Annotated in this window: 24 protein-coding genes and 1 pseudogene; 13 read left to right on the plus strand and 12 right to left on the minus strand. The window is 34.0% G+C overall.

Annotation, left to right across the window (positions count from 1 at the left end; all coding sequences use genetic code 11):
* Positions 1-43 precede the first annotated feature (43 nt).
* Positions 44-286, plus strand: a pseudogene (locus tag FN795_RS21645) (helix-turn-helix domain-containing protein); the annotation flags it as partial.
* A 120-nt stretch (positions 287-406) separates the two neighbouring features.
* On the opposite strand, the gene FN795_RS21420 reads toward FN795_RS21645, so the two are convergent.
* A complete protein-coding gene (locus tag FN795_RS21420) occupies positions 407-544 on the minus strand; it encodes a hypothetical protein (RefSeq protein ID WP_154275308.1) in 138 nt (45 codons plus the stop codon).
* 39 nt (positions 545-583) lie between these two features.
* On the minus strand, positions 584-724 hold the full coding sequence (locus FN795_RS07675; protein WP_142450089.1) for an rSAM-modified peptide: 141 nt from the start codon (positions 722-724) through the stop codon (positions 584-586).
* 260 nt (positions 725-984) lie between these two features.
* On the opposite strand from FN795_RS07675, the gene FN795_RS07680 reads away from it, so the two are divergent.
* From FN795_RS07680 to FN795_RS07715, 9 genes are all read left to right on the plus strand, one after another.
* Positions 985-2,541, plus strand: a complete 1,557-nt coding sequence (locus FN795_RS07680) for a vitamin K epoxide reductase family protein (protein ID WP_142450090.1) — start codon at positions 985-987, stop codon at positions 2,539-2,541.
* A gap of 136 nt (positions 2,542-2,677) precedes the next feature.
* On the plus strand, positions 2,678-2,809 hold the full coding sequence (locus FN795_RS21610; RefSeq protein ID WP_262711385.1) for a hypothetical protein: 132 nt from the start codon (positions 2,678-2,680) through the stop codon (positions 2,807-2,809).
* 89 nt (positions 2,810-2,898) lie between these two features.
* Positions 2,899-3,090 carry a hypothetical protein gene (locus FN795_RS07685; protein ID WP_142450091.1) on the plus strand — a complete coding sequence of 64 codons (192 nt, stop codon included), beginning with the start codon at positions 2,899-2,901 and terminating at the stop codon, positions 3,088-3,090.
* A gap of 364 nt (positions 3,091-3,454) precedes the next feature.
* Positions 3,455-3,637, plus strand: coding sequence for a hypothetical protein (locus tag FN795_RS07690; protein WP_142450092.1), 183 nt, complete (start codon positions 3,455-3,457; stop codon positions 3,635-3,637).
* Positions 3,638-3,787: 150 nt separating this feature from the next.
* Positions 3,788-3,982 (plus strand): hypothetical protein, encoded by a 195-nt coding sequence (locus FN795_RS07695; protein ID WP_142450093.1) that lies wholly within the window; start codon positions 3,788-3,790, stop codon positions 3,980-3,982.
* A 218-nt stretch (positions 3,983-4,200) separates the two neighbouring features.
* Entirely contained in the window at positions 4,201-6,393 is a 2,193-nt protein-coding gene (locus tag FN795_RS07700; protein WP_142450094.1) for a peptidase domain-containing ABC transporter, read from the plus strand.
* Between the two features lie 3 nt (positions 6,394-6,396).
* Positions 6,397-7,692: an HlyD family secretion protein gene (locus tag FN795_RS07705; RefSeq protein WP_142450095.1), complete on the plus strand. Its 1,296-nt coding sequence runs from the start codon at positions 6,397-6,399 to the stop codon at positions 7,690-7,692.
* 41 nt (positions 7,693-7,733) lie between these two features.
* Entirely contained in the window at positions 7,734-9,386 is a 1,653-nt protein-coding gene (locus FN795_RS07710; RefSeq protein WP_142450096.1) for a S41 family peptidase, read from the plus strand.
* Positions 9,387-9,450: 64 nt separating this feature from the next.
* Positions 9,451-9,822, plus strand: a complete 372-nt coding sequence (locus FN795_RS07715; protein WP_142450097.1) for a hypothetical protein — start codon at positions 9,451-9,453, stop codon at positions 9,820-9,822.
* Between the two features lie 37 nt (positions 9,823-9,859).
* Here FN795_RS07715 and FN795_RS07720 read toward each other — a convergent pair whose 3' ends face one another.
* The 3 genes from FN795_RS07720 to FN795_RS07730 form a co-directional block, all read right to left on the minus strand.
* Complete coding sequence (locus FN795_RS07720) at positions 9,860-10,567, minus strand: tRNA1(Val) (adenine(37)-N6)-methyltransferase (RefSeq protein WP_142450098.1); 708 nt, start codon at positions 10,565-10,567, stop codon at positions 9,860-9,862.
* An 83-nt stretch (positions 10,568-10,650) separates the two neighbouring features.
* Entirely contained in the window at positions 10,651-11,175 is a 525-nt protein-coding gene (gene rimM, locus FN795_RS07725; RefSeq protein WP_142450099.1) for a ribosome maturation factor RimM, read from the minus strand.
* A gap of 15 nt (positions 11,176-11,190) precedes the next feature.
* Complete coding sequence (locus FN795_RS07730) at positions 11,191-11,760, minus strand: 30S ribosomal protein S16 (protein ID WP_035646095.1); 570 nt, start codon at positions 11,758-11,760, stop codon at positions 11,191-11,193.
* A gap of 195 nt (positions 11,761-11,955) precedes the next feature.
* Between FN795_RS07730 and FN795_RS07735 the strand changes: the two genes are divergently transcribed.
* Both FN795_RS07735 and FN795_RS07740 read left to right on the plus strand, forming a co-directional pair.
* Positions 11,956-12,438, plus strand: coding sequence for a DUF6252 family protein (locus FN795_RS07735; RefSeq protein WP_142450100.1), 483 nt, complete (start codon positions 11,956-11,958; stop codon positions 12,436-12,438).
* A gap of 132 nt (positions 12,439-12,570) precedes the next feature.
* The gene (locus FN795_RS07740) at positions 12,571-12,921 is read left to right on the plus strand and encodes an RNA recognition motif domain-containing protein (RefSeq protein WP_035646091.1); all 351 of its coding nucleotides are present in this window, start codon (positions 12,571-12,573) and stop codon (positions 12,919-12,921) included.
* A 121-nt stretch (positions 12,922-13,042) separates the two neighbouring features.
* On the opposite strand, the gene leuB is transcribed toward FN795_RS07740, so the two are convergent.
* The 7 genes from leuB to FN795_RS07775 form a co-directional block, all read right to left on the minus strand.
* On the minus strand, positions 13,043-14,104 hold the full coding sequence (gene leuB, locus FN795_RS07745; protein ID WP_035646087.1) for a 3-isopropylmalate dehydrogenase: 1,062 nt from the start codon (positions 14,102-14,104) through the stop codon (positions 13,043-13,045).
* Between the two features lie 156 nt (positions 14,105-14,260).
* Positions 14,261-15,781, minus strand: a complete 1,521-nt coding sequence (locus tag FN795_RS07750) for an alpha-isopropylmalate synthase regulatory domain-containing protein (RefSeq protein ID WP_142450101.1) — start codon at positions 15,779-15,781, stop codon at positions 14,261-14,263.
* A 47-nt stretch (positions 15,782-15,828) separates the two neighbouring features.
* Positions 15,829-16,401, minus strand: a complete 573-nt coding sequence (locus tag FN795_RS07755) for an O-methyltransferase (protein ID WP_142450102.1) — start codon at positions 16,399-16,401, stop codon at positions 15,829-15,831.
* Between the two features lie 92 nt (positions 16,402-16,493).
* Entirely contained in the window at positions 16,494-17,090 is a 597-nt protein-coding gene (gene leuD / locus FN795_RS07760) for a 3-isopropylmalate dehydratase small subunit (protein WP_142450103.1), read from the minus strand.
* Positions 17,091-17,239: 149 nt separating this feature from the next.
* Positions 17,240-18,634, minus strand: coding sequence for a 3-isopropylmalate dehydratase large subunit (leuC, locus tag FN795_RS07765; RefSeq protein ID WP_035646080.1), 1,395 nt, complete (start codon positions 18,632-18,634; stop codon positions 17,240-17,242).
* 518 nt (positions 18,635-19,152) lie between these two features.
* A complete protein-coding gene (locus FN795_RS07770; RefSeq protein ID WP_142450104.1) occupies positions 19,153-20,073 on the minus strand; it encodes a helix-turn-helix domain-containing protein in 921 nt (306 codons plus the stop codon).
* Positions 20,074-20,146: 73 nt separating this feature from the next.
* Positions 20,147-20,950, minus strand: a complete 804-nt coding sequence (locus tag FN795_RS07775; RefSeq protein ID WP_142450105.1) for an SDR family oxidoreductase — start codon at positions 20,948-20,950, stop codon at positions 20,147-20,149.
* A gap of 492 nt (positions 20,951-21,442) precedes the next feature.
* On the opposite strand from FN795_RS07775, the gene dnaE reads away from it, so the two are divergent.
* The gene (gene dnaE, locus FN795_RS07780) at positions 21,443-25,981 is read left to right on the plus strand and encodes a DNA polymerase III subunit alpha (protein WP_142450106.1); all 4,539 of its coding nucleotides are present in this window, start codon (positions 21,443-21,445) and stop codon (positions 25,979-25,981) included.
* Positions 25,982-26,145: the final 164 nt, after the last annotated feature.

Consider the following 26,145-nt stretch of genomic DNA (forward strand, 5'->3'; position numbering starts at 1 on the left):
TCTTAATGCCGATTTTACGTTGCCTTATGTGGCTAAGAAAATCAAAACCAATACAACTTATTTGTCTTATGTAGTGAATAAACGATTTGGCAAATCATTTGGAGAATATTCAAATGAGCTTAAAATTAATTATGTAATCAATGAAATGATTACCAATCATATGTACCGCAAATATTCTACACAAGCTATTGCCGAAAGTGTTGGTTTTAAAAATGCAGTTTCATTTGCAAAATCATTCCGTAAACGAACAGGCGTTTCTCCAGCTCAGTTTGCAAGTAATATTTAGAAATAATATTTAGCTTGATAAAAGTTAATTAGTGCTATTTTCTGATTCTAAAAAAAAATACAGCTAAACTGGATATTTTAGTTTAGCTGTAAATATTTCATTTCGTTATAAAAAATGGTTTTATCCATTTCCGGTTGATCCTTTTCCTGGTTCATTTTTAGAATCCGTTTCACCTTCTCCTCCGCGAACGGCTTTTTGTTGATTTGAAGATAATTTTAAAGTTTCAAAATCTTCAATTTTCATTTTTGTATTCTTCATGATATTTTTAATTTAAGTATAATTGATTTTTAAAAAGTATTATCCGTTTCCTCCTTTTCCATCTTTTCCAGGTTCATGTGGAGGATAATCTTCACCATCACCGCCGTGAACTATTTTTTGTTCATTTTTTGATAATTTTTCGGCTTCAAAATCTTCGAATTTTAATGTCTTATTTGCCATGATTTTACTTATTAGGATTATTGATATTCAAAGCTAGATAAAAAGGAAAACGCTTTGTCGAGATTTGGGTTTTGACAATTTTAGAACAAAAAAAATCGTTGTAAATATTTGATTTTCAATAAATTGTAAGTTTATCTATGACTGGTATAATTTATAAATTGTATGTAGTATAATTGATAAAATGTCTACCAAAGGTCACTTTTTCTCGATAAAAACCACAATATTTGTACTGTAATTATGATTTAAAGCAATCGAAAACGATGTTAAAACTAGTCCAAAAATTTCTACAAATAAATAGATACTCAGACATCAAAAATGAGTTCAAGGATTTGTTTTTGTCTCATCCTAATTATCCAAGTTTATTTGCGATAACAGATTCGTTAGATTTATTATCAATAGAAAATGCAGCCATCAGAGTTCCGAAAGAACAAATAGTAGATTTGCCTTCAAATTTTCTAGCTTATTTTAAAGAAGAACTAGCATTAGTAGAAAAGGCTAAAAATTATGTTCGTATAACTACAATTAAAAAAGGAGCACAAAAAATAGCGTATGAAAAATTCCTTTTAGACTGGAATGGAGTAATTGTAGCTATTGAACCTAATAATGTTATAGCAAGAGATAGTTTAAAAGTAGAATTGAGCTGGTTGAAGTATTGTCTTCCGTTCGTATTCGTAATCGGATTGTCGTTCTTCTATAATACATATGATGCTTTTAGCGTGTTTTTCCTAACAACATCAACATTAGGATTTATTGTGAGTGTTTTTATTGCTCAGGAAAAATTAGGTTTTAAAAGCAGCGTTATATCGAAATTTTGCAGCTTAAGTTCAAATTCATCCTGCAACTCTGTAATTAATTCTAGTGAAGGAACAGAAAACAAGGTATTTAATTTCTCTGATTTGCCACTAATGTTCTTTACATCAAGTTTAATAGCAATATTAATTCAGCCTTTAAATTCAGCGATTTTCGTTGGTTTTTTAAGCTTGCTTGCAATACCAATTATAGTATCATCTATTTGGATTCAAAAATTTGAACTTCAAAAATGGTGCGTAATGTGTTTAATAGTTTCATTTTTGATTTTTATGCAGAGTTTCATCTGGTTTTCATCAGATTTATTCACTTTGAGTTTCAGTTTCGAAAGTATTTTTCCATTTGTTTTCTCTTTGGCACTCCTTGTACCAATCTGGTTGGCAGTGAAACCAATGATTAAAAATGTTTTAAACAGCGAAAATTCACTAAAAGAACTGAAAAAATTCAAAAGAAATTATTCACTATTAAACTTTCTAGCTAAAAAAGTGCCTTATCCAGATGGATTGGAAGAGCTAAGAGGTTTGAATTTTGGAAGCCGAAGTGCAGCTATAAAATTATCAATAATTATTAGCCCAAGCTGTGAGCATTGTCATAAAACATTTCACGAGGCATTTGATCTAGTTTTAAGATTTCCAGATAAAATTTATTTGAATGTATTATTCAATATTAATCCGGAAAATACTGAAAATCCATATAAAATAATTGTCGAAAGAATTTTGACAATCAACAGAGCAACACCTGGAAAAACGGTTGAAGCGATTTCAGATTGGCATATTAAAAAAATGAGCCTTAAAAAATGGCTTAAAAAATGGCACGTTGAACCTGTCAGCATTTTAATAAGTCAAGAAATCAACAAACAGTACGAATGGTGTTCTAAAAATAATTTTAATTACACACCAGTCAAAATCGTTAACGAAAAATTATTTCCAAACGAATATGAGCTGAGCGAACTGAAATATTTCTTAAACGATTTTGCTGAAGAAGTAGAAGTACTTGAAAAAATAGCATAAGATTCAAGAAATAAGAGCAATTTCAAATGTCTTTAAAAAGATTTTAGTAGTACCCCAAAAAAATAGAGTTATGTTAAAAAATATTTTAAATCTAGAAGGAACACAGGAAATAACTGCCAACGAACAAAAATTGATCATGGGCAATTATGCAAAAGAAACTGCGTCAAGATGTAACGCATGGGATTATGTGTCAGCCATGTCATATGAAGACTGTACGGATTATTTTGCGCTAGAAATGAATTATTCTGACGCTTTGGTAATGGGCTAATATTTTCGGGCCGTAAAAGGGCTAAAACGAAGTTGATTATTGAAAGCAAGATGTTTTAGAAAGAGAAAATCAAAAACAATTCAAGATTTATGATAAAAAAAATTTTAAGTCTAGAACTTGCTCAGAAAATCAGCAAAACGGAGCAAAAAACAATAAAAGGAGGTATTCCTGAATGTTGGATTCATGCAATCGAGGCAGGCTGTGTTTTAATACCGGCCGGTGGGATTTGTCCGATGGATACTTTACCAGGAATTTGCCAGACAAGCCGTTTGTGCTGTTAAATATTAAATTTTATAAGTAAACAATATAAAGCCTTATCAAAAATTTAGTCATGTTTTTTTTTGAATTTGTAGGCGCTCGATCGTGGAACATTGAGCAAATATCCCAATATTGATGATTGGTGTTGGGATTCTCAGGAAATTGGCCGCTGCGTTGATTTTATTTGGTTAGGTTAACCAGTGGCAGATCCTAGAGAAATTAAAATTATCGAATAATTGAAATACTTTGAGCAGTAAGAAAAACATTTCTAGCTGCTTTTTTTTATTATAAAACTATCTCATCTAAAATACGATTTAAAAAAAAGACAGAAGCTTCAAATGTCTTAAAAGGATTGAAGCATTAACAAAACCCAAAAAAAACCACATTATGTTAAAGAAAATTTTTGAATTACATGGAGCTACTGAATTAAGTAAAGAAGAGCAACTAGGACTTAAAGGTGGTAATGCACCGGTTTGCGAAGAAAACACTACGGCTAAAAGATGTCCGAGAACAGCAACTTCACCAGCTTATTGGATTTGCGTGACAGATCCTAACGAACCATGTGAATAAGCATTTTAGATAAAGTGAATTTGTTAAAATAAAGATGTCTTTTTGATATTGTTTTAAATTTTGGCAAATTCTTTAAAATCTAAGAGAGAGTAAGTATAATTATATTGTTCAAAATGAATTAACCTATTAAAAATCAAACAAAAATCAATTATGAAAAAATTAAAAAACTTAGCCGGGGTTGAAATTTTAAGTATTAATGAAAGAAAAAACATATTCGGAGGAGGAGATCCAGGCACTGAACTTTGTTATTGTCCAGGAACACAGATTCTTTTAGGAATTATACATACTAGAGATGGCGAAAGCTGTGAAACGCTTATTGATCAAAAATGCCCAGCAGACTCTTAGATTTTATATTAAATAATACTAAAGCTTTGTTATTTATTTAGCAAAGCTTTTTTGTTTTTATAGCTTAAATCGATAAATAAATCTATTTTGTAAAAGAGTTTTAAGAAAATAAAAACATTAATAATTTCAAAGCGAATCAACATAATTTAGTCGTTGCTTTTTATTTTTTTTTAAGAATTTTTGTATAATATTGCTATAAACAAACTCAAATACTAGAATTGAAAAAATTCCCCAATTATAAACAGGCAGATCATAAAGACTGCGGACCGACATGTTTAAAGATAGTAGCCAAACATTATGGGAAGTCAGTCAATATTCAGGAGTTGCGCGACAGAAGTGAAACAACTCGTGAAGGAAGTAATTTGCTTTTTTTGAGCGATGCCGCCGAGAAAATTGGTTTTCGAACATTGGGCGTAAAATTAAGTGCTGAAAAATTAGATGAAGCGCCGTTACCTGCTATTTTGCATTGGAATAAAAACCACTATGTTGTACTGTATAAAATAAAAAAAGGAATTTATTATATTTCAGATCCTGCTTTTGGAGTGATTGATTACAACAAAGAGGACTTCTTAAAATTCTGGATCGGCAATAATGCTGATGATTCTACGCGTGAAGGAATTGCCTTATTGATGGAAGCAACTCCAAAATTCTTTCAATCTGAATTTGATAAAGAAGACAATAAAGGCTTAGGTTTTGGTTTGTTGTCGCAATATGTTTTGCGTTATAAATCGTATTTGATGCAGTTGAGCATCGGATTGCTGGCAAGCAGTATGATAATGGCAATTGTGCCTTTTTTGACACAAAGTATTGTTGATGTCGGGATACAAAATCAAAATCTTCATTTTATTTACCTGATTCTTTTTGCGCAATTGTTTCTTTTTGCCGGAAGAACAGGTCTGGAACTCATTAGAAGTTGGATATTGTTGCATCTTTCAACCAGAATCAATATTTCGCTAATTTCAGATTTTTTCATCAAGTTGATGAATCTTCCAATTTCATTTTTTGACGTAAGAATGACGGGAGATATCATGCAACGCATTAATGATCATCGCCGAATCGAAAAAATTCTTACTACATCTTCTCTGAGTGTTTTATTTTCGGTTATAAATATGTTTGTTTTAGGTGCAGTTTTGGCGTACTTCAATTGGCAGATTTTTTTAGTCTTTTTTGCTGGAAGTATTCTTTATTTTGGCTGGATTACACTTTTCTTGAAAAGAAGAGAAGTTTTGGATTACAAACGTTTTGCAGAAGTTTCTCAGGAACAAAGCAAAGTAATGGAACTTATTAACGGGATGCAGGAAATCAAACTTCACAATGCCGAGAAGCAAAAACGCTGGGGCTGGGAGTATGTACAGGCAAGATTATTTAGGGTTTCGATAAAAGGATTGATTTTAGAGCAAACGCAAACTATTGGTTCGTCGGTAATTAATGAATTGAAAAATATTTTCATCATCTTTCTTTCGGCTAAATTGGTGATTGACGGCTCAATAACATTAGGAATGATGCTAGCAATCAGTTCAATTGTTGGTAGTTTGAATGGACCAATTTCACAGCTTATTGAATTTGTGAGAGAACTTCAGGATGCTAAAATATCTTTAGCAAGATTGTCTGAAATTCATGAAAAGGAAGATGAAACCCAGCAGGAACATCATCAGTCAAATGATGTTCCGTATGATGGTGACATTAACATCAAGGATCTCAATTATCGCTATTTAGGATCAGATGCTCCTGTTTTGAAAGATTTAAACCTGACAATTCCGGCCAATAAAGTAACGGCGATTGTGGGTACAAGTGGCAGCGGAAAGACAACTTTAATGAAGCTTCTTTTGAAATTTTATGAACCTGAAAAAGGAGAAATCACAATTGGTAATGCTCAATTGAGAAATATTTCGCAAAAAGCGTGGCGCTCAAATATAGGAGCAGTCATGCAGGAAGGCTTTATTTTTAGTGATACAATTGCCAATAATATTGCTATTGGTGTTGATAAAATTGATAAGCAACGTTTGCTTTATGCCGCAGATGTTGCCAATATTAAAGAGTATGTAAGCGAGCTTCCGCTTGGATACAATACAAAAATTGGTGCTGAAGGGACAGGAATGAGCACGGGACAAAAACAGCGCTTGCTCATTGCGAGGGCGGTTTATAAAAATCCGGAAATATTGTTTTTTGATGAAGCAACATCGGCCTTGGATGCTAATAATGAAAAAGAGATTATGGGAAAATTGGATATTTTCTTTAAAAATAAAACCGTTATTGTCATCGCACACCGATTAAGTACAGTGATGAACGCAGATCAGATTGTAGTTTTAGATAAAGGAAAAATCATTGAAATAGGAAATCACTCTGCGCTTGTCGAGCAAAAAGGAAATTATTTTGAACTAGTTAAAAACCAACTGCAATTAGGGAATTAAATTATGGCAGAAGATTATAATGCAATAGAATTAAGAAGCGAGGAAGTTCAGGACATTCTCACCAAAGTGCCACACTGGATGATCAGATGGGGGACGGTTCTCATTTTTGCAATCATACTGATGTTGTTTTTTGTTTCCTGGTTTGTAAAATACCCAGATGTAGTAAATACCGAAATCATAATTACGACTAATATTCCGCCAGAGAAAATTGTTTCCAAGTCATCGGGCCGTATTGAAGCTATTTTGGTCAAAAATAAGGCTGTAGTGGCTAAAAACACAACTCTTGCCATTATTGAGAACACGGCAAATTACAAAGATGTTTTTTTGTTAAAAAGCATTATCGATAATTATAATATTAATGATTCAAATAAAGAATTCCCATTTGCTTTATTGAAAAATGTTCAGCTTGGTGAAATTGAAAGCGCTTTTGGTGTTTTTCAGAAAGATTATGAAGCAGAAAAGCTGAATGAAAATCTTAAACCTTTTGAAGTCGAAAACAGGGCACAGGTTTCTGAAAAAATCCAAATCAAGGAAAGACTTGAAATTCTCCAACAGCAAAAAATAATCAATGAAAGCGAATTGCAGCTTCAAAAGAATGAAGTAGCTCGATTTGAAACCTTGTTCAATAAAGGAATCATTTCGGCGCAGGAAATGGAAGCAAAAAAATTAGGTTACTTACAGGCCCAGAAAAGTTACAAGGGACTTTTATCTTCGATTTCGCAGTTAAAATCGGCTTTGATTGATAATACAAAATTGAGCCAGACGTCACAGATAAGTGGAACTAAGGAAGAAGTGAATTTAGGACGCAACGTGGCGCAGTCTTTTTATCAGCTAAAAAAAGTCATCAAAGACTGGGAGCTGGCTTATACACTGAAATCATCAATTAGCGGTGTGGTTACTTTTTTGCAGGTTTGGAATGAAAGCCAAACAATTAATGTGGGCGATAATGTGTTTTCGATTATTCCTGATGCAAAAAATGGTTTTATCGGAAAAGTAAAAGCACCAGCCTTGAATTCGGGAAAAATAAAAGTGGGACAACGCGTAAATATTCGTTTGGCAAATTATCCTGATCGTGAATTTGGAGTTTTAAAAGGAGAAATCAAAAATATTTCGCTTGTGCCGGACAAAGATGGAAATTTACTGCTTGATGTCGCTTTGCCAAACGGACTCGAAACTTCATATAAAAAGCAGATAGTATTTCAGCAAGAAATGAAAGGAGGAGCTGAAATCGTAACAGAAGATTTAAGATTAATCGAAAGAATATTATATCAGTTCAAAAATATTTTTGAACAAGTTTAAACCAACCTGGAAATCACTAACTAACCTAAACTATTTACTAAATGAAGAAAATTCTTCTAGTCGCTTTTTTATTATTACTTCAAAATTCGTTTTCAAAACCTATAAATGAAGCCCAAAAGTTAGTAGCAACCTGTAAAGTTTGGGGATTTCTAAAATATTATCACCCTAATGTTGCCAATGGAAGCAAGAATTGGGACGAACAATTGTTTCAAATTTTGCCAAAAGTAGAAGAGGCTCAGACTTCCGAAGCTTTTTCTATTGTTATAGAAAATTGGATTGATTCTTTGGGAGAAATTAAAAAACAGGAAGCTTTAAAGTCTGTTGTAAAAAAAGAATATTTTGACAAAAACTTCGATTTGTCGTGGGTTAATAATAAAGAATTGTTCTCGAAATCACTTTCGAAAAAATTGAAATTTATCGAAGAAAATAGAATTCAGGAAAAACAGTATTATGTTGCTTACGAATTTGGCAGTAATGGCCCTCCGTTACAATTTAAAAATGAGGTAAAATATGCAGATTTTAAATGGACAGACAAAAATCTTCGTCTTTTGGCTTTATTCAGATATTGGAATTACATTGAATATTTTTTCCCTTATAAATATCAAATGGATCAAAATTGGGATAAAGTATTAAATGAAATGCTGCCAAGATATTATACGCCAGAATCTGAAAAGGACTTTAATTTGGCAATGCGCGAAATCTCTGTAAAGTTAAATGATACTCACGCTGCGACTAGTATGGCTCAATTGTTTGAATATTTTGGCGATAAATTTATTCCTGTTGATGTTAAAATTATTGATCAAAAAGCTGTTGTTATAGGTTTGAAAAATGATTCTTTGGCAAAAATAAACGATCTTAAAATAGGCGATGTAATTACAAAAGTAGAAGGAAAAACAATTGCTCAACTTTTAAAAGAAAATTCAAAATATGTAGAAGGGTCAAATGAGCCTTCGGTTTTAAAAAATGCCTATTGGACAATCTTTAATGGAAAAACACCAACTTTTGAGATTGAATTCATCCGAGATGGAAAAACAACAGTAAAAACAATAAATCGATATAAATATCAAGATTTAAAAATTCAATTTCCTGAACAGGAAAAATGGAAAATTCTGGAAGGAAATATTGGCTACGTAAATTTTGGAGGAGTTAACGAAGAAGATCTTCCAAATTTGATAGCTGCGCTTAAAAATACAAATGCTATAATTTTTGATGACAGGAAAAGACCTCATGATATTATATATTCTCTTGCAGATTGGCTTAATACTGAACCAGTAGAATACGTGAAGTATGTTGATCCAGACGTTAATTATCCTGGTCGTTATATTTGGAGAAAAGAAGAAGAAAAAATAGGAAAGGTTAGCCCGGATAATTATAAAGGGAAAGTAATTGTTTTAATTGATGAAAATGCAGTTAGTCATGCTGAACATACTGCGATGGCGCTTCAGACAGTTCCTAAATCGACTGTTATTGGTTCTCAAACAGGAGGTGCAGATGGCGCAAATGCTAAATTTTTGATCATTAAAGGATTTTCTTCATCATTTACTTGTTATGGTGTTTTTTATCCAAACAAAAAAGAAGTACAGCGTATCGGAATTGTTCCTGATATTGAAGTAAAACCAACTATTTTAGGCATTCAGCGAGGAAAAGATGAGATTCTGGATCGAGCGATTCTTTTTGCTAAAAATGGTAAATAATAAATTATTAATCTTTGTCAAAGTTTTAAACTTTGTCAAAGATTTTTATATAAAATACTAAATCATGAAAAATGGACTCTGTCTTATTTTGTTGTTATTTACAGCTTTTTGCCATTCGCAAGAATTAAATTGTAGCAAATTTAAAAATGCAAAGTTTGGGCGACCAGATTTTTATAGTAAAATGAAAGATTCCATTCAGGAAATTTACCTGAAAGAGAAACTTCAAAATGTTTGGAGTGTAAAATGGTTAAGTGATTGTAAATTTGAAGCAGTTTGTATTAAAAATTTTGATGCACCATTTGCAAGGGTTGGCTGCAAATGTATATATGAAATTATTGGTATAAAAGGAGATTGTTATATCTTTCAAGTATATTTTTTTAATGAAGAAAATGAAAAAACAATGGCTATAGAAAGAGATTTTTGTATTCTGGAATAAATTCTGTTTAAAATCCAAAATAGGCATGAAGGTTTTTCTACATCTTCAAATAAAAATCCTTCGTCAACTCAATATATTCAGGAGTATAAACATGACGATCGATTTCGATAACTAATTCATCGATTTCAATTTCTGAAATTTCATTTCGGCTAAAAGCCAATAAACTGCGTTTGATTTCTGATTTTGGAGTTCCTTTTACGCGAGTAATTTTTATTGGAAACAATTCTGATTCTTTAGCTAGAGCGATAAATTTTTCTTCTTCTTTAAAAGGAATAATGATTGCTAAAAGTCCGTTTTCTGAAAGTAATAAATCGGCAGCTTCAACAATTTCTTCAAAAGGCATTGCATCTTGAAATCTTGCTAAATCACGTTGCTCATTTTCGGTTTTATAATCTTCAGCATAAAATGGCGGATTGGAAACAATCAGGTCATATTCGTCTTCCGGCTCTTCAGTAAATTCATCTAAACCAGCATGAAAACAAAATAAACGATCGCCCCAGGGAGAATTTTCGAAATTTTCAACGGCTTGTTCGTAAGCGTCTTCATCAATTTCAAGAGCATCAATTTGTTCAGCACTGCATCTTTGTGAAAGCATCAAAGCAATAATTCCAGTTCCTGTACCAATATCTAAAATACTAAATGGATTGTGATGAACGGGGGTCCATGCACCAAGTAAAACACCATCAGTGCCAACTTTCATTGCACAACGATCTTGATTTATTGTAAATTGCTTAAACTTAAACATTGTTAGTTTATTGAATAAATAGGAATTTTAATAGAAGTATTTATTTTCGATTAGATAATTAACCGATTAAACAAATAAATTTTTTATAAGTACATTTCCACAAGACCTTCAGGAAGGTTCATGATTACTTTTTTGTTTTCTCGGTCAATTTTCACCAAGAAATGGTCAATCATTGGAACTAAAATTTCTACTTCACCGTTTAAAACTTCAAAAAGTGGTTGCGCAGATGAGTCATTTATAGAAGTTATTTTTCCAAAAACACCTAGGCGTTGGTCTTCGATTTCAAAACCAATAACTTCGTGGAAATAAAATTTGTTACCGGTAAGTTTTGGTAACATTGTTAAAGGAAGATAAACGGAGTTGCCAACTAATGCGTCTGCATCTTCTTCAGAATTTACATCTTCAAAACGAACTCTTAAAAAGTCGCCTTTGTGTAAAGAGCTTGTTTCAATAAAAAAAGGAACCAAGTGTTTGTTGTGTTCAACAAACACTGATTCCAGATTTTCGTATAACTCAGGTTCGTCTGTGTCTAAATAGATCAGAACTTCACCTTTGAAACTAAATTTTTTAGCGATTTTACCTAAATAAAAACATTCTTCTTTACGCATTATCGCTAAGTAAAATTATGCTTCAGTTGTTTCGTTATTCTCTTCAGCAGCCGGAGCTTCTTCAGTTGCAGCTTCAACTTCAGCAACTTCTTCAGTAGCCTCAGCAGCAGATGCAGCAGCGATAGCATCAGCTTCAGCCTGAGCTGCAGCAGCTAAACGCTTAGCGTTAACTTCTTTTTCTGCTTTTAAAGCTTTTGCTTTAGCATCAGCTTGCGCTTTTGATAAACCATCTTTTTTAGCATCAACTTTTCCTGCTTTAGCCTCTAACCAAGCTGCTAATTTAGCATCTGCTTGTTCTTGAGTTAAAGCTCCTTTACGGATACCTCCATCAAGGTGGTGTTTCAATAAAGCACCTTTGTAAGAAAGGATAGCTCTTGCAGTATCAGTTGGTTGAGCACCATTGTGTAACCATTTAACTGCGCTGTCAAGGTTTAACTCAACAGTTGCTGGGTTAGTGTTTGGATTGTAAGTACCGATTTTCTCTAAGTATTTACCATCTCTTTTTGAGCGTGCATCTGCAGCTACAACCCAGTAAAAAGGTTTTCCTTTTTTACCGTGTCTTTGTAATCTAATTTTTACTGACATAATCTTATGATTAAATTTTGAGGTACTCGACCTCTGTTAATTAAGGGCGCAAAGATATAATTTTTTTATGAATTAAACATTTTAAAAGGTATTAATTCTTTTTAAGAAGAAATTCAGTCCTTTTTTTATTGTTTTTGAGTTGAAATTTTAGATATTTATTTCAAATGCAATACTTTTGCATCAAATCCACGAAACATGAAAAAATACTTTTATTTTTTATCACTTCTTTTTGTTGTTACTTCTTGTACTGAAGATATAAAATTTAATAATCCCGCATTTCAAGGCTTAAAAGACAATGTTTTTTGGAGAGCTGTCGCTCATAAAGCTTATTTTTCTACAAATGGTAATTTAATCATTGAAGGTTCTTTAGGTTATGAAAAAGTTACATTACAAGTGCCTTCTAATTTAGAAAAAACGTATATTTTAGGTGTAAATGATGTTTCGAAAGCATCTTATGCAAATACTTTTCCAGAACGTTTAAGTGATTTTTCGACGGGAACAAAAAAAGGAAGCGGCCAAATTGTAATTACTGATTATGATGCTGAAAACAATACTGTTTCGGGTACATTTAAATTTACTGCCATAAATTCGAATACTACGGATGTTGATAATCCGAAAGTTAATTTTACAGAAGGTGTTTTTTACAAAGTTCCAATTGGCCCAAGTGCATTATTTTAAGTTTTTTGTTTAAAGTTTATTTGGTTTTGTTGCTATAGGTTTTGAAATCTAAATAAAAACATAAATAAACTAATATATAGTAGATTACAGAAAAATAAGACTACATTTGCTACATATTATAAATAAGTACATATGAACATTTTTGTTGGAAGCCTTCCATTCAGTATTGAGGAAGCAGATTTAAGAGAGTCTTTCGAGGCTTATGGAGCAGTAGATTCAGTTAAAATTATCACTGATAAATTTACTGGAAGAAGCAAAGGTTTTGGTTTCGTAGAGATGCCAAACGATGCGGAAGCTCAAAAAGCAATTGATGAATTGAACGGTGCTACTGTTCAAGGTCGTTCAATTGTTGTTAATAAATCTGAACCAAAACCTGAAGGTGAAAGAAGAAGCTTCAATAACAACCGTGGAGGTGATTCTCGCGGAGGTTACGGAAACAACCGTGGTGGAAATGACCGTGGTGGTAACAGAGGAGGATATTAATATTTTTTTCTAAATATATAAAGGGATCAATGAAAATTGATCCCTTTTTTTGTGGTAAATTTTTGTTTCAAGTTTCAGGTTTCACATTGCAACAACTTGAAACCTGAAACAAAAAAATAAATTATAAATTCGCTACAAGCCAGTCTCCAACTTCGCTTGTTTTATAAGCTTTTGCTCCTTTTGAAGCTAAATCTTCCGTAACCACACCTTCTGATAAAGATTTGTTTACAACAGCTCTGATAGCGTCAGCTTCAGCTTTTAATCCAAATGCATCTTCGAACATCATGGCTGCAGATAAAATAGTTGCTAAAGGATTAGCAATATTTAATCCTGTTGCTTGTGGGTAAGATCCGTGAATTGGTTCGTATAATGAAGTGTGCTCTCCAACAGAAGCGGAAGGCATTAATCCCATTGAGCCAGAAATTACAGAAGCTTCGTCAGTTAAAATATCTCCAAATAAATTCTCCGTAATTAATACATCATAAGAGTTTGGCCATTGAACCAAACGCATTGCAACAGCGTCAACAAATTCGTAAGAAACCGTAACTTCCGGATAATCTTTTTCCATTGCCTGAACTGTTTCTCTCCATAAACGTGAAGTTTCCAAAACGTTTGCTTTATCAACGCAACATAATTTTTTGCTACGTGTCATCGCTAATTCAAAACCTTTTTTAGCTAAACGCTGTACTTCAGCTCTTGTATAAACACAATTATCGAAAGCAGTTTCTCCGCCATCTTTTCTTCCTTTTTCACCAAAGTAAATTCCGCCTGTTAGTTCTCTTAAGAAAACCAAATCAGTTCCTTCGATTCTTTCTCTTTTTAAAGGAGAATTGTCAATTAAAGAAGGGAAAGTAAACGTTGGACGTACGTTAGCAAATAAACCTAATTTTTTACGCATCAACAATAAACCTTGTTCCGGACGAACTGGTGCGCTTGGATCGTTATCGTATTTTGGGTGACCGATTGCTCCAAATAAAACTGCATCGGCTTTCATACAAATTTCGTGCGTTTCATCTGGATAAGGAACTCCAACTGCATCAATTGCGCAAGCTCCAGTCAAAGCAGGAGTCCAAGTTATTTCGTGATTGAATTTTTTTGCAATAGCATCAGATACTTTTACAGCTTCATTTATTACTTCTGGTCCGATTCCGTCTCCGGCTAAAAGGGCTATGTTTAATTTCATTTTTATTTTTTAAAAAGGTTCTAAGATTCTAAGTTGCTAAGGTTCTAAGTTTTTCTTCTTAGTGGCTTAATTTTATTTTTTTAAGATTCTGAGTTGCTTCGATTTTAAGTTCAAAGAAAAAAATCTTAGTAACTTGAATCTTAGCATCTTAGAACCTTAGGCTATTACATTCAACATTTTCTGTGTTGCAATAATAGCAGCAACGGTTTGATCTGAATCTAATCCTCTTGTTTTAAATTCTTTTCCGTTGTTTGTCCAGGTTATAATCGTTTCGCATAAAGCGTCAGAGCTACTTCCTGGCGGGATTCTAACTGCATAATCAATTAATTTTGGAAGCGTTAGTTTTTTGCTTTTGTAAATCTTGGACAAAGCATTCATAAAAGCATCAAATTGACCGTCTCCTTGTGCATTTTCTTCAATTATTTCTCCGTTTAGATTTAAGGATAAAGTAGTTGATGGTCGCATTCCTTTAGAATGAACCAACATATACGATACAATAGTAATTTTTTCTTCGTAAGTATGACTGTCCAAAACATCTGAAATAATGTATGGAAGATCTTCTTTAGTAACGGTTTCCTTTTTGTCGCCCAATTCGATAATTCTTTGAGTAACCAATTTCAAATCTTCCTGATTTAGTTTCAAACCTAGTTCCTGAAGATTTTTCTCGATATTGGCTTTTCCAGAAGTTTTTCCGAGAGCGTATTTTCTTTTTCTTCCAAAACGTTCCGGAAGTAAATCATTAAAATATAAATTGTTTTTATTGTCTCCGTCAGCATGGATTCCGGCAGTTTGTGTAAAGACATTATCACCGACAATTGGTTTATTAGCAGGAATTCTATATCCTGTAAAAGTTTCCACCAGTTTGCTTACAGAATACAAAGATGTTTCTTTGATATTGATGCTAACTTCTGGTAAATAATCGTTTATAACTGCGACAGTACTTTCAAGTGGTGCATTTCCAGCGCGTTCTCCCATTCCGTTTACCGTTACGTGAAGTCCGTTGATACCGGCTTTTATAGCTTCCATAACATTCGCAACACTTAAGTCGTAATCGTTGTGTGCATGGAAATCAAAATGAATGGTTGGATATTTTGCTCTGATTTTTGAAATAAATTCAAAAGCTAAAGACGGAATCAAAACACCTAAAGTATCTGGAAGTAAAATTCTTTTGATTGGCTGCGTAGACAAGAAATCCAGAAATTGGAAAACATAGTCTGGAGAATTTCGCATTCCGTTACTCCAATCTTCTAAGTAAACATTGGTTTCAATATTATTTTCTTTTGCTAAAGCAATAATTTGAGCGATTTCAGAAAAATGCTGTTCAGGAGTTTTTTTTAATTGATGTGTTAAGTGATTCATTGAACCTTTCGTCAACAAATTTTGTACTTTGGCGCCGGCTTTTTTCATCCAATCAATGGAAACTCCTCCATCAACAAAAGATAAAACTTCAATTCGGTTAATGTAGCCTCTTTCTTCGGCCCAAGAAGTAATGCCTTTTACGGCCTGAAATTCTCCTTCGCTCACACGTGCCGAAGCAATTTCGATTCTATCAATATTTAATTCCTCCAACAATAATTGTGCAATGGTCAGTTTTTCTGCAGCAGAAAAAGATACTCCTGAGGTTTGTTCACCATCACGGAGCGTCGTATCCATTATTTCAATTTTTCTTTTTTCCATTATTATATTGTTTGCTTTTTATAATAAGCATGTGTAATCTTAATGTCTTATATTTTTGTGATCAGAATTAAACCTGTTGACCAACACATTTTTGTTAATTGAATATCGGTTCTACTTTCTAATTCCTGAACAAGTTTTTCGACATTTTTATCATGATTTGCTGGCCAGTTTTTTTGTGGCAACATATCATCAATCAAATAAATTCCGCCTGGATTTAATAATTGCAATGTTTCTTCTAAAACTGCATATTTACCTGGCCAGGCATCGGCAAAAATTAAATCGAATTTTTTGCCTTTGTATTCTAAAATCCATTTTTCAGCATCGTCACAAATCAATGAAATGTTTGATTTTTGAAAATACTTTTTTGCAATGTTTTGATATTCTGAAGAATTGTCAATCGAAATCAAATTCGAATTTTCACTCATCCCTTCAATCATCCACGCAAGTGATAATCCTGTTCCGGTTCCTAATTCAAGAAAATGACCGTTTTTTTTTGTTGCTGACAATGTTCTAAGAAAACTTCCTGTCTGTAAATCGGACGGCATTGAAAACGAAATTTTCTCAGAATCACTTTTGATTTCCGAATAAAATTTTGGTAAAACAATGCTGTTGTCATTCATCTTAAAGATTTTTATCAGAATTAAATTAAAAGCAGTTACGAAGTCCAACTATAAGGTTGAAACTTGCGTAACTGCGTTAGAGTTGGTTGTGTTTAGTAAGGAAGTTTGTCAGCAAAAGCTTTAATATCTTCCTTCATATCTTGTAAATAATCAATGTCGTCAAAACCATTGATCATATTGTTCTTTTTGTATCCGTTGATAGCAAAAGATTCTTGTTGACCAGTTGCCAATAAAGTAATCGTTTGGTTTGGAAGATTGATTTCTAATTCTGTTTTAGGATCAGCTTCGATTGCTTTGAAAATAGTTTCAGCAAATTCAGGGCTGATTTGTACTGGCAAAACACCAATATTCAAACAGTTTCCTTTAAAGATATCTGCGAAGAAACTAGAAACTACAGCTCTAAATCCGTAATCGTAAACTGCCCACGCAGCGTGCTCTCTTGAAGATCCAGAACCAAAGTTTTTTCCTCCAACTAAGATTTGTCCAGAGTAAGTAGCATCGTTTAAAACGAAATCAGCTTTTGGAGTATCGTCTCCGTTGTATCTCCAATCTCTAAAAAGGTTGTCTCCAAAACCTTCACGTTTTGTAGCTTTCAGGAAACGAGCTGGAATGATTTGATCTGTATCAACGTTTTCAATTGGCAGTGGCACTGCACTGCTGGTAAGTATAGTAAATTTATCGTATGCCATTTTTTTTGCTTTAGGCTGTAGGCTGTAAGCTTTAGGCTTTTCCCACAGTGTTTATTTTTAATTGCTTTAGGCTTTAAGCTATAAGCTGTGAGCCTTTTTAAGATGCTGTTAAAAGCTTAAAGCCTATTGCTTAAAGCTTACAGCAGGAATTAGAATAATTCCCTTGGATCTGTCAGTTTTCCTGTAACAGCAGCTGCAGCAGCCATAATTGGACTTGCTAGAAGCGTTCTTGAACCAGGACCTTGACGGCCTTCAAAGTTTCTGTTTGAAGTACTTACCGCATATTTTCCAGCAGGAACTTTATCATCGTTCATTGCTAAACAAGCAGAACAACCAGGCTGACGTAATACAAAACCAGCTTCCGTTAGAATATCTAAAATTCCTTCTTCTTTAATCTGTGCTTCAACAACGTGAGAACCCGGAACTAACCAAGCCGTAACATTATCTGCTTTTTTTCTTCCTTTTACAATTTCGGCGAAAGCTCTAAAATCTTCAATACGTCCGTTTGTACAACTTCCTAAGAAAACATAATCGATTTGTTTTCCAATCATTACGTCGTCTTCGTGGAAGCCCATGTAAGCCAAAGATTTTTTGTAAGTTTCCTCACCACCTTCAACTTGGTTTGCACTTGGGATATGTTTTGTGATACCAATTCCCATTCCAGGGTTTGTACCATAAGTAATCATTGGTTCGATATCTTCAGCTTTGATGTTTAATTCTGCATCAAACACAGCATCAGCATCAGTTTTTAAAGTTTTCCAATATTCAACAGCTTTTGTCCAAGCTTCTCCTTTTGGAGCATAAAGTCTTCCTTCAAGGAAATCGAAAGTTGTTTGGTCAGGAGCAATCATTCCTCCACGAGCACCCATTTCGATACTTAAATTACAAACTGTCATACGGCCCTCCATAGTCATGTTTTCAAAAACATCACCAGCGTATTCAACAAAATATCCTGTTCCTCCAGAAGTAGTCAACTGAGCAATAATATAAAGTGCAACGTCTTTTGGACCAACACCTTTGCTTAATTGACCATTTACGTTGATACGCATTTTCTTTGGTTTTGGTTGCATAATACATTGTGTAGAAAGCACCATTTCAACCTCAGATGTTCCGATACCAAAAGCAATAGCTCCAAAAGCACCGTGAGTAGACGTATGAGAATCTCCACATACAATAGTAGCACCTGGCAAAGTAATTCCGTTTTCAGGACCAACTACGTGTACAATACCATTTTTTTGGTGACCTAATCCCCAGTGAGAGATTCCGTATTCATTAGCATTGTCTTCAAGAGCTTGAAGTTGATTAGCAGAAAGCGGATCTTGAACTGGTAAATGTTGGTTTATAGTTGGTGTATTGTGGTCGGCAGTAGCAAAAGTACGTTGTGGGTATAAAACGTTAACGCCTCTTGATTTTAATCCTAAAAAAGCAACAGGACTCGTAACTTCATGAATGAAATGGCGGTCAATAAAAAACACATCTGGTCCATCTTCAATTTTACGCACTACATGTGAATCCCATACTTTGTCAAATAATGTCTTACTCATTTTTTATTTTTTTTAATTGTAATTTCTATAACCACAGCAATTTCCTGTTCATTATAATAGCAAAACAAAAGTAAAAAAAGATACAAAAGCGTCAATTTCGATATTTCATTATATACGATACCCAAACCGAATTACAAATTGCCAACAAGCTTTTGCAAGTTAAATTTTGGCAGAAAAATGATTTAGAAAATGACTTTGTTTTTCTTTTTCGGCTTTAATTTTCTTTGATTGTTTTTTGTTTTAATAGTTTGCAAATTTATCTCAAAATCACTATAAAATATAAGAATTTAATTGAAAAAATCTAACAAATTGAATAAAAATAGTAATAATTATCAGTTTTGATTTCTTTGCAGGAAGTGCGCTTTTTGAGTTTTTTAAAGCTTTTAAAGGAGTTTTTCGGACGTTATTTAGATTCAATAAACTATCTAAATACTACGACATCCAAGAAGTGTATTTTTATGAAATTTTATGTTTTTTTGAGGCAAAAACTGATTTTTTGAAGATAATAGTTTGGAAGATTAATTCAACGAGTTTTTAAATTCTAATGGCGTAAGACTCGTTTTCTTTTTAAATAATTTACTGAACGATTGCGGATATTCAAAACCTAATTGATAGGCAATTTCCGCCACCGAAAGATTGGTAGTCATCAGGAAATCTTTTGATTTTTCAATTAGTTTGGAATGAATATGCTGTTGTGCATTTTGTCCAGTTAAATTGCGAAGCATATCGCTTAAATAATGACTGGAAACATTGATTTGTGAAGCAAGAAAATCGACTGTTGGCAATCCTCTTTTTAACGTTTCGGCATTATTGAAATAATCATTTAAAGTATCTTCTACTTTCAGCAATAAATCATTGCTAATCGTTTTTCGGGTAATGAATTGACGTTTGTAGAAACGATTACTGTAATTAAGCAAAACATCTATATAAGAAACAATTACATCCTGGCTCATTTCGTCAATCGCCGTATGAAGCTCGTTTTCAATACTATTCAATAATCCTAAAATGGTTGTTTTTTCGCTGTCAGAAAGATGTAGTGCTTCATTGGTATCATAAGAAAAGAAACCATATTTTTTGATGCTTTTTCCTAAAGGATAATTTCGAATAAAATCAGGATGAAATAGAAGTGTGTAACCACCATATTCGGCACCTTCTTCGTTTTCAGTAAAGATTAACTGATTTGGAGAAGAAAACATCAATCCGCCTTCATTAAAATCATAATAACCTTGTCCATAACCCATTTTTCCATTGGTAGAAAACTTGTACGATACTTTATAAAAATCAAGCAAAAAAGCATAGTTGGCTAAATCTTCATTTACGACCAATTGTGTATTGTCTACCAAACTAACCATTGGATGAAGTGGTTTTGGCAGTCTAAGCAGGTCATGAAACTGTGATATAGACGAAATTTTTGCAGGATTGTTTTTCTTGTTTTCCATGATATAAAAGTATGAAATTAAAAGATTTCTACCGTTCAGGTTTTAAAAAACTAAACGGTAGAAATCTAACTCATTATGCTCCTAAAAACTGTTTACCGAATGCTGCACGAAAAACTTCGTCGCCTTGTTCCAGTCTTTGTTGATAAAGCGCTTTTGCGTCTTCTCCGGCAACATATCTTAGTTTGGTTTTTCCATCTGTTGCAGCTTCGTAAACAACATCGGCGATTTGTTCTGGTGTTGATGCCATTTCAAACATAACATCTACATTTTCAAACATTTTGTTTGCCATTGCTTCATACTCTGGCTTAACCCCGGTATCAAGAGAACCGTGAAGAAATTCTGTTTTAATTCCGCCTGGAGAAACCGTTTTAATGTTTATTCCAAATTGATTTAGTTCAAACGCCATGCTTTCGCTCCAGCCTTCTAATCCCCATTTTGTAGCGTGATAAACAGATCCTAAAGGAAAAGAAATCAATCCGCCGATAGAAGTTGTTGAGATAAATAATCCATTTCTTTTTTCTCTGAAATAAGGAATAAAAGCATTTGTGACACGAATAGTTCCCAATAAATTAGTGTTTAATTGTTTTGTGATTTGATCATCTGAAAAGCTTTCCAAAGGGCCAATCAATCCATAACCAGCATTATTAAAAACGACATCAATATTGCTTAATGAAATCGCTTTTTGAACCGTACTTTGTATTTGATCAAAATTGGTAACGTCTAAAGGTAAAAGCGTTACGTTTTTTAATTGAGAAAGTTCTGTTTCTTTTTCCGGAGTTCTCATTGTTGCGATTACGTTCCATCCTTTTGCTTGAAATAATTTTGCTGTTGCTTTTCCTAAACCTGATGATGCGCCTGTGATAAAAATTGTTTTCATGATTATTATTTTTTTAATTGTTATAATTTGATGAAGCAAAGTTCAGGATACACTGCAGCTTAAAAGTGTTCATTTTGGTCTAATGAGTATCCAAAATGAATAATCGGAGTTTTTTAGGATGAAGGACTTTGGATATAGTTATTTTAACACATAGAAACATAAGATTTGTAATTATGAAAAAGGCGTTTCACTTTTTAAAATACATCCCGATAGCTATCAGGACTATGTGTTAAAAATCTAGATTTTTTTTAGGCTTCTTTTTATAAAACTGAGATCTATGTTTCTATGTGTTTAAAATTTTAAGAATTGCATTTGATAGTTTTATTGGATGCTTTTGTTAACAACTTTAGTTTCGTTATTTCTGTAAAAAAAGCGTAAATTTGAATTCCTCCGATTTTTCATTTCGCATTTTGTTATGTTTCATGTTGTCAATGTTTTGCAATGTGTAAGATTTGGAATTTGGAACTTTAAAATTTGACTTTTTACAACTCTATGTATTTAATATTCGATACCGAAACAACCGGATTACCAAAACGCTGGGATGCCCCGATAACCGATTCAGATAACTGGCCGCGCTGTATACAGATTGCGTGGCAGCTTCATGACGAAATGGGACAGCTTATCGAACATCAGGATTATTTGGTAAAACCAGAAGGATTTAATATTCCGTATGATGCCGAACGTATTCACGGAATTTCTACTGAATTAGCGGAAGCTGATGGAATCGCGCTGGCCGAAGTTTTAGAGAAATTCAATATCGCTTTAAGCAAAACCAAATTTATTGTTGGACAAAATTTAGGTTTCGACGTTAATATTATGGGAGCCGAATTCCATAGAATGGGAGTGGAATCTCAAATGAGTTCAATGCCCGTTCTGGATACTTGTACCGAAGTTACGGCTTCGTTATTGCAGCTTCCTGGAGGTCGTGGGGGAAAATTCAAACTTCCAACTTTGACCGAATTACACAGCTATCTTTTCGATCAGCCATTCGCGGAAGCGCACAACGCAACTGCCGACGTTGAGGCAACCACGCGTTGTTTCTTGGAATTGGTTAGAAGAGAGGTTTTTACCAAAGAAGAATTAGACGTTCCGAAGGAATATTTCAAAAATTTTCAGGAAAGAAATGCGGAGCCGTTTAAGCTTATTGGTTTAAAACACATCAATTTAAAAGCAGCTTCTGATAAAATCAGAGAACAACTTAAAGCTTTAGCTGGAGAAGGTAAAGAGACAGTTGTTTCTGAAGAAGATAAAGCTGATTTCAAAGCAGCAAAATTTGCGCATTTGCACAATCATACACAGTTTTCGGTACTTCAATCGACTATCGGAATTGGGAATATTGTTGCGGCTGCAGCCAAAAACGGAATGCCTGCCGTTGCTATGACCGATACTGGAAACATGATGGGAGCTTTCCATTTTGTGAGTGCCGTTATGAACCATAATAAAGCGGCTTCTGGAAAAAATAAAGCTTTAGTCGAAGCGGGAGAGGAACCAACAGAAACCGAAGTAAAACCAATTGTAGGATGTGAATTTAATATCTGCGAAAATCATTTAGATAAAAGCAAAAAAGACAACGGTTATCAGGTTGTTTTAATGGCTAAAAACAAAGCCGGTTATCACAATTTGGCTAAAATGGCTTCGATTGCTTATACAGACGGATTTTATTATGTTCCGAGAATTGATCGAAAGATTGTCGAGCAATATAAAGAAGATATCATGGTGTTGTCTGGGAATTTATACGGAGAAATTCCGAGTAAAATCCTGAACATTGGTGAAAACCAAGCCGAAGAAGCTTTGATTTGGTGGAAAGAACAATTTGGTGAAGATTTCTATCTGGAAGTAATGCGCCATAATCAGGAAGATGAAAATCGTGTAAACAAAACCCTGATTGAATTTTCGCAAAAACACAATGTCAAATTAATTGCAACTAACAATACCTATTATTTAAATAAAGAAGATGCCAATGCGCACGATATTTTACTTTGTGTAAAAGACGGTGAAAAGCAGGCAACACCTATTGGGCGTGGACGTGGCTATCGCTACGGACTTCCAAATCAGGAATATTATTTCAAGTCGGAAGCAGAGATGAAAAAACTCTTCGCCGATTTACCAGAAGCCATTATCAATATTCAGGAAGTTATTGATAAAGTCGAAGGATATTCACTTTACCGTGATGTATTGCTTCCAAAATTTGATATTCCGGAAGAATTTATAGTTGCTGAGGATGAAGCTGACGGAGGTGTTCGTGGTGAAAATAAGTACTTGCGCCATCTTACTATGGAAGGTGCTAAAAGAAGATACGGTGAAATTACCGAATCTATCCAAGAACGTTTGGATTTTGAATTGCTTACAATTTCGAATTCAGGATATCCAGGTTACTTTTTGATTGTACAGGATTTCATCGCCGAAGCCAGAAAAATGGATGTATCCGTAGGTCCAGGCCGTGGATCTGCAGCAGGTTCTGCCGTTGCATACTGTCTCGGAATTACCAATATTGACCCGATTAAATACGATTTGCTTTTTGAGCGTTTCCTAAATCCTGACCGTGTATCCATGCCCGATATTGATATCGACTTTGATGATGAGGGTCGTGGTCGTGTAATGGATTATGTAATCAACAAATACGGTCAAAAACAGGTTGCGCAGATTATCACGTATGGTAAAATGGCTACCAAATCGGCAATTCGTGATACGGCGCGTGTACTGGATTTACCATTATTTGAAGCCGATAGAATTGCCAAATTGATTCCGGGAATGATGCCGTCAAAATGGAATTTGGCGCGTTTTATTTCAGAAAGTGAAGAGGAAGTTAAAAAAGCCCTTCGTTCAGACGAATTTGATAATGTAAAAGAATTGATTGCGATTGCCAATGAAGATGATTTGGCGGGAGAAACCATTCAGCAGGCAAAAATTCTTGAAGGATCGATGCGTAACACGGGAATTCACGCCTGTGGGGTTATCATTACGCCATCGGATATTACGAATTACGTTCCCGTAACGACAGCAAAAGATTCCGATTTATATGTAACACAGTTTGATAACTCGGTTGCAGAAAGTGCCGGATTGCTGAAAATGGACTTCTTGGGTCTGAAGACCCTGACGTTGATAAAAGATACCGTAAAACTGGTAAAATACAGAACAAATATTGATCTGGATCCAGACACGTTTCCAATTGATGATGAAGAAACGTATGCACTTTTCCAAAGAGGTGAAACCGTTGGAATCTTCCAATATGAGTCACCCGGGATGCAGAAATACATGAAAGATCTTAAGCCAACAGTTTTCGGAGATTTAATTGCCATGAATGCACTTTATCGTCCGGGACCTTTGGAGTATATTCCGTCTTTCGTTCGAAGAAAAAATGGTGATGAGGAAATCAAATACGATTTAGATGCCTGTGCCGAATATTTATCAGAAACCTACGGAATTACAGTTTACCAGGAGCAGGTAATGCTTTTGTCTCAGTCTTTGGCAGGATTTACAAAGGGTGAGGCCGACGTCTTGCGTAAAGCGATGGGTAAGAAACAAAAAGATGTACTAGATAAAATGAAGCCAAAGTTTGTTGAACAAGCGGCTGCAAAAGGTCACGATGCCAAAGTTCTGGAGAAAATTTGGAAAGACTGGGAAGCCTTTGCGAGTTACGCCTTCAACAAATCGCACTCGACTTGTTATGCCTGGATTGCCTATCAAACGGCTTATTTGAAAGCGCATTATCCTGCCGAATACATGGCTGCGGTACTTTCGAATAACATGAACGATATCAAACAAGTTTCTTTCTTCATGGAAGAATGTAAACGTATGGGATTACAGGTTTTGGGTCCAGACGTAAATGAATCGTACTATAAATTTACCGTAAACGATGATTATGCCGTTCGTTTCGGAATGGGAGCGATTAAAGGTGTTGGTTCTGGAGCTGTAGAAACCATTGTAGAAAATAGAAAAGACGGAAGATATAAATCGATTTTTGATTTGGCTAAACGAATTGATTTGCGTGCGGCCAACAAAAAAGCAATTGAGAATTTGGCACTTGCCGGAGGTTTTGACTCCTTCGAAGGAACAACAAGAGCACAATATTTCCACGACGACGGTGACGGAATTACATTCTACGAAAAAGCGATGCGTTACGGATCGAAATTTCAGGAAAATGAAAACTCGTCTCAGGTAAGTTTGTTTGGAGAAACTAGTGAAGTACAAATCGCTGAACCAGTCGTGCCTCCATGCGAAGATTGGAGCACGATGGAAAAACTAGCGAAAGAAAAAGAAGTTGTCGGAATCTACATTTCCGGACATCCATTGGACGATTTTAGGTTTGAGATGAAATACTTCTGCAATGCTCGTTTAGAAGCCTTGAAAAGTATGAACGAATATGTAGGTAAAAATTTAAACTTCGCCGGAATCATTAACAACGTACAACATCGAGTTGCTAAAAACGGAAAAGGCTGGGCGGTATTCAATCTTGAAGGATATGACGAAAGTTATGAGTTTAAAATTTTTGGAGAAGAATACTTAAAGTTCCGCCATTTCTTGATTCAGAATAATTTTGCATACCTCAAAATTTTGATAAAAGATGGTTGGGTAAATCATGACACAGGAAAAAAATCAGATCCGAGAATGCAGTTTGTTGAGATTCGTCAATTGCAGGATATTTTGGAGGCTTTCGCTAAAAAATTGATTGTATTATTGAATATTAAAGATCTCCAATCAGAATTCATTCATAAATTAAGTCATTTATTTAATGAAAATAAAGGCGATAATACTGTGAGTTTTGAGATTATGGAAATTGAAAATATAAAACGTCTCGTTGAAGTTGAAACAACAAGTGAATTTGAAGATGACGAAAATGCTGTTTTTGAAGATGATAATGATGATAATGAAGTAAGCGCAGGAGAAGCTAAAATGCAGGAAGTAAAAGAGGTCGAAGAAGTCAAAGTTGTGACTAAATTAAGCATGCCAAGCCGACGATTAAAAATCAAAATTTCTGCTGAGTTATTACAGGAATTGGAGAAAATGCAAATCAATTTTAAACTGAACTAAAAATTTAACAGTTAAAATTTAATAGAATGTAAAATTTTAATGTTAAAAATATGCATGCATACTACTTTTTTAGTAATATTGCCCGAAATTACAACGATTTCGTTCCAAGTCTAACAATGCAGACCAAAAGAATATGTTAAAATATTCTAAGTTTGTATAAATTA

The organism is Flavobacterium resistens (assembly GCF_900182645.1).
Classification (GTDB): Bacteria; Bacteroidota; Bacteroidia; order Flavobacteriales; family Flavobacteriaceae; genus Flavobacterium; species Flavobacterium resistens.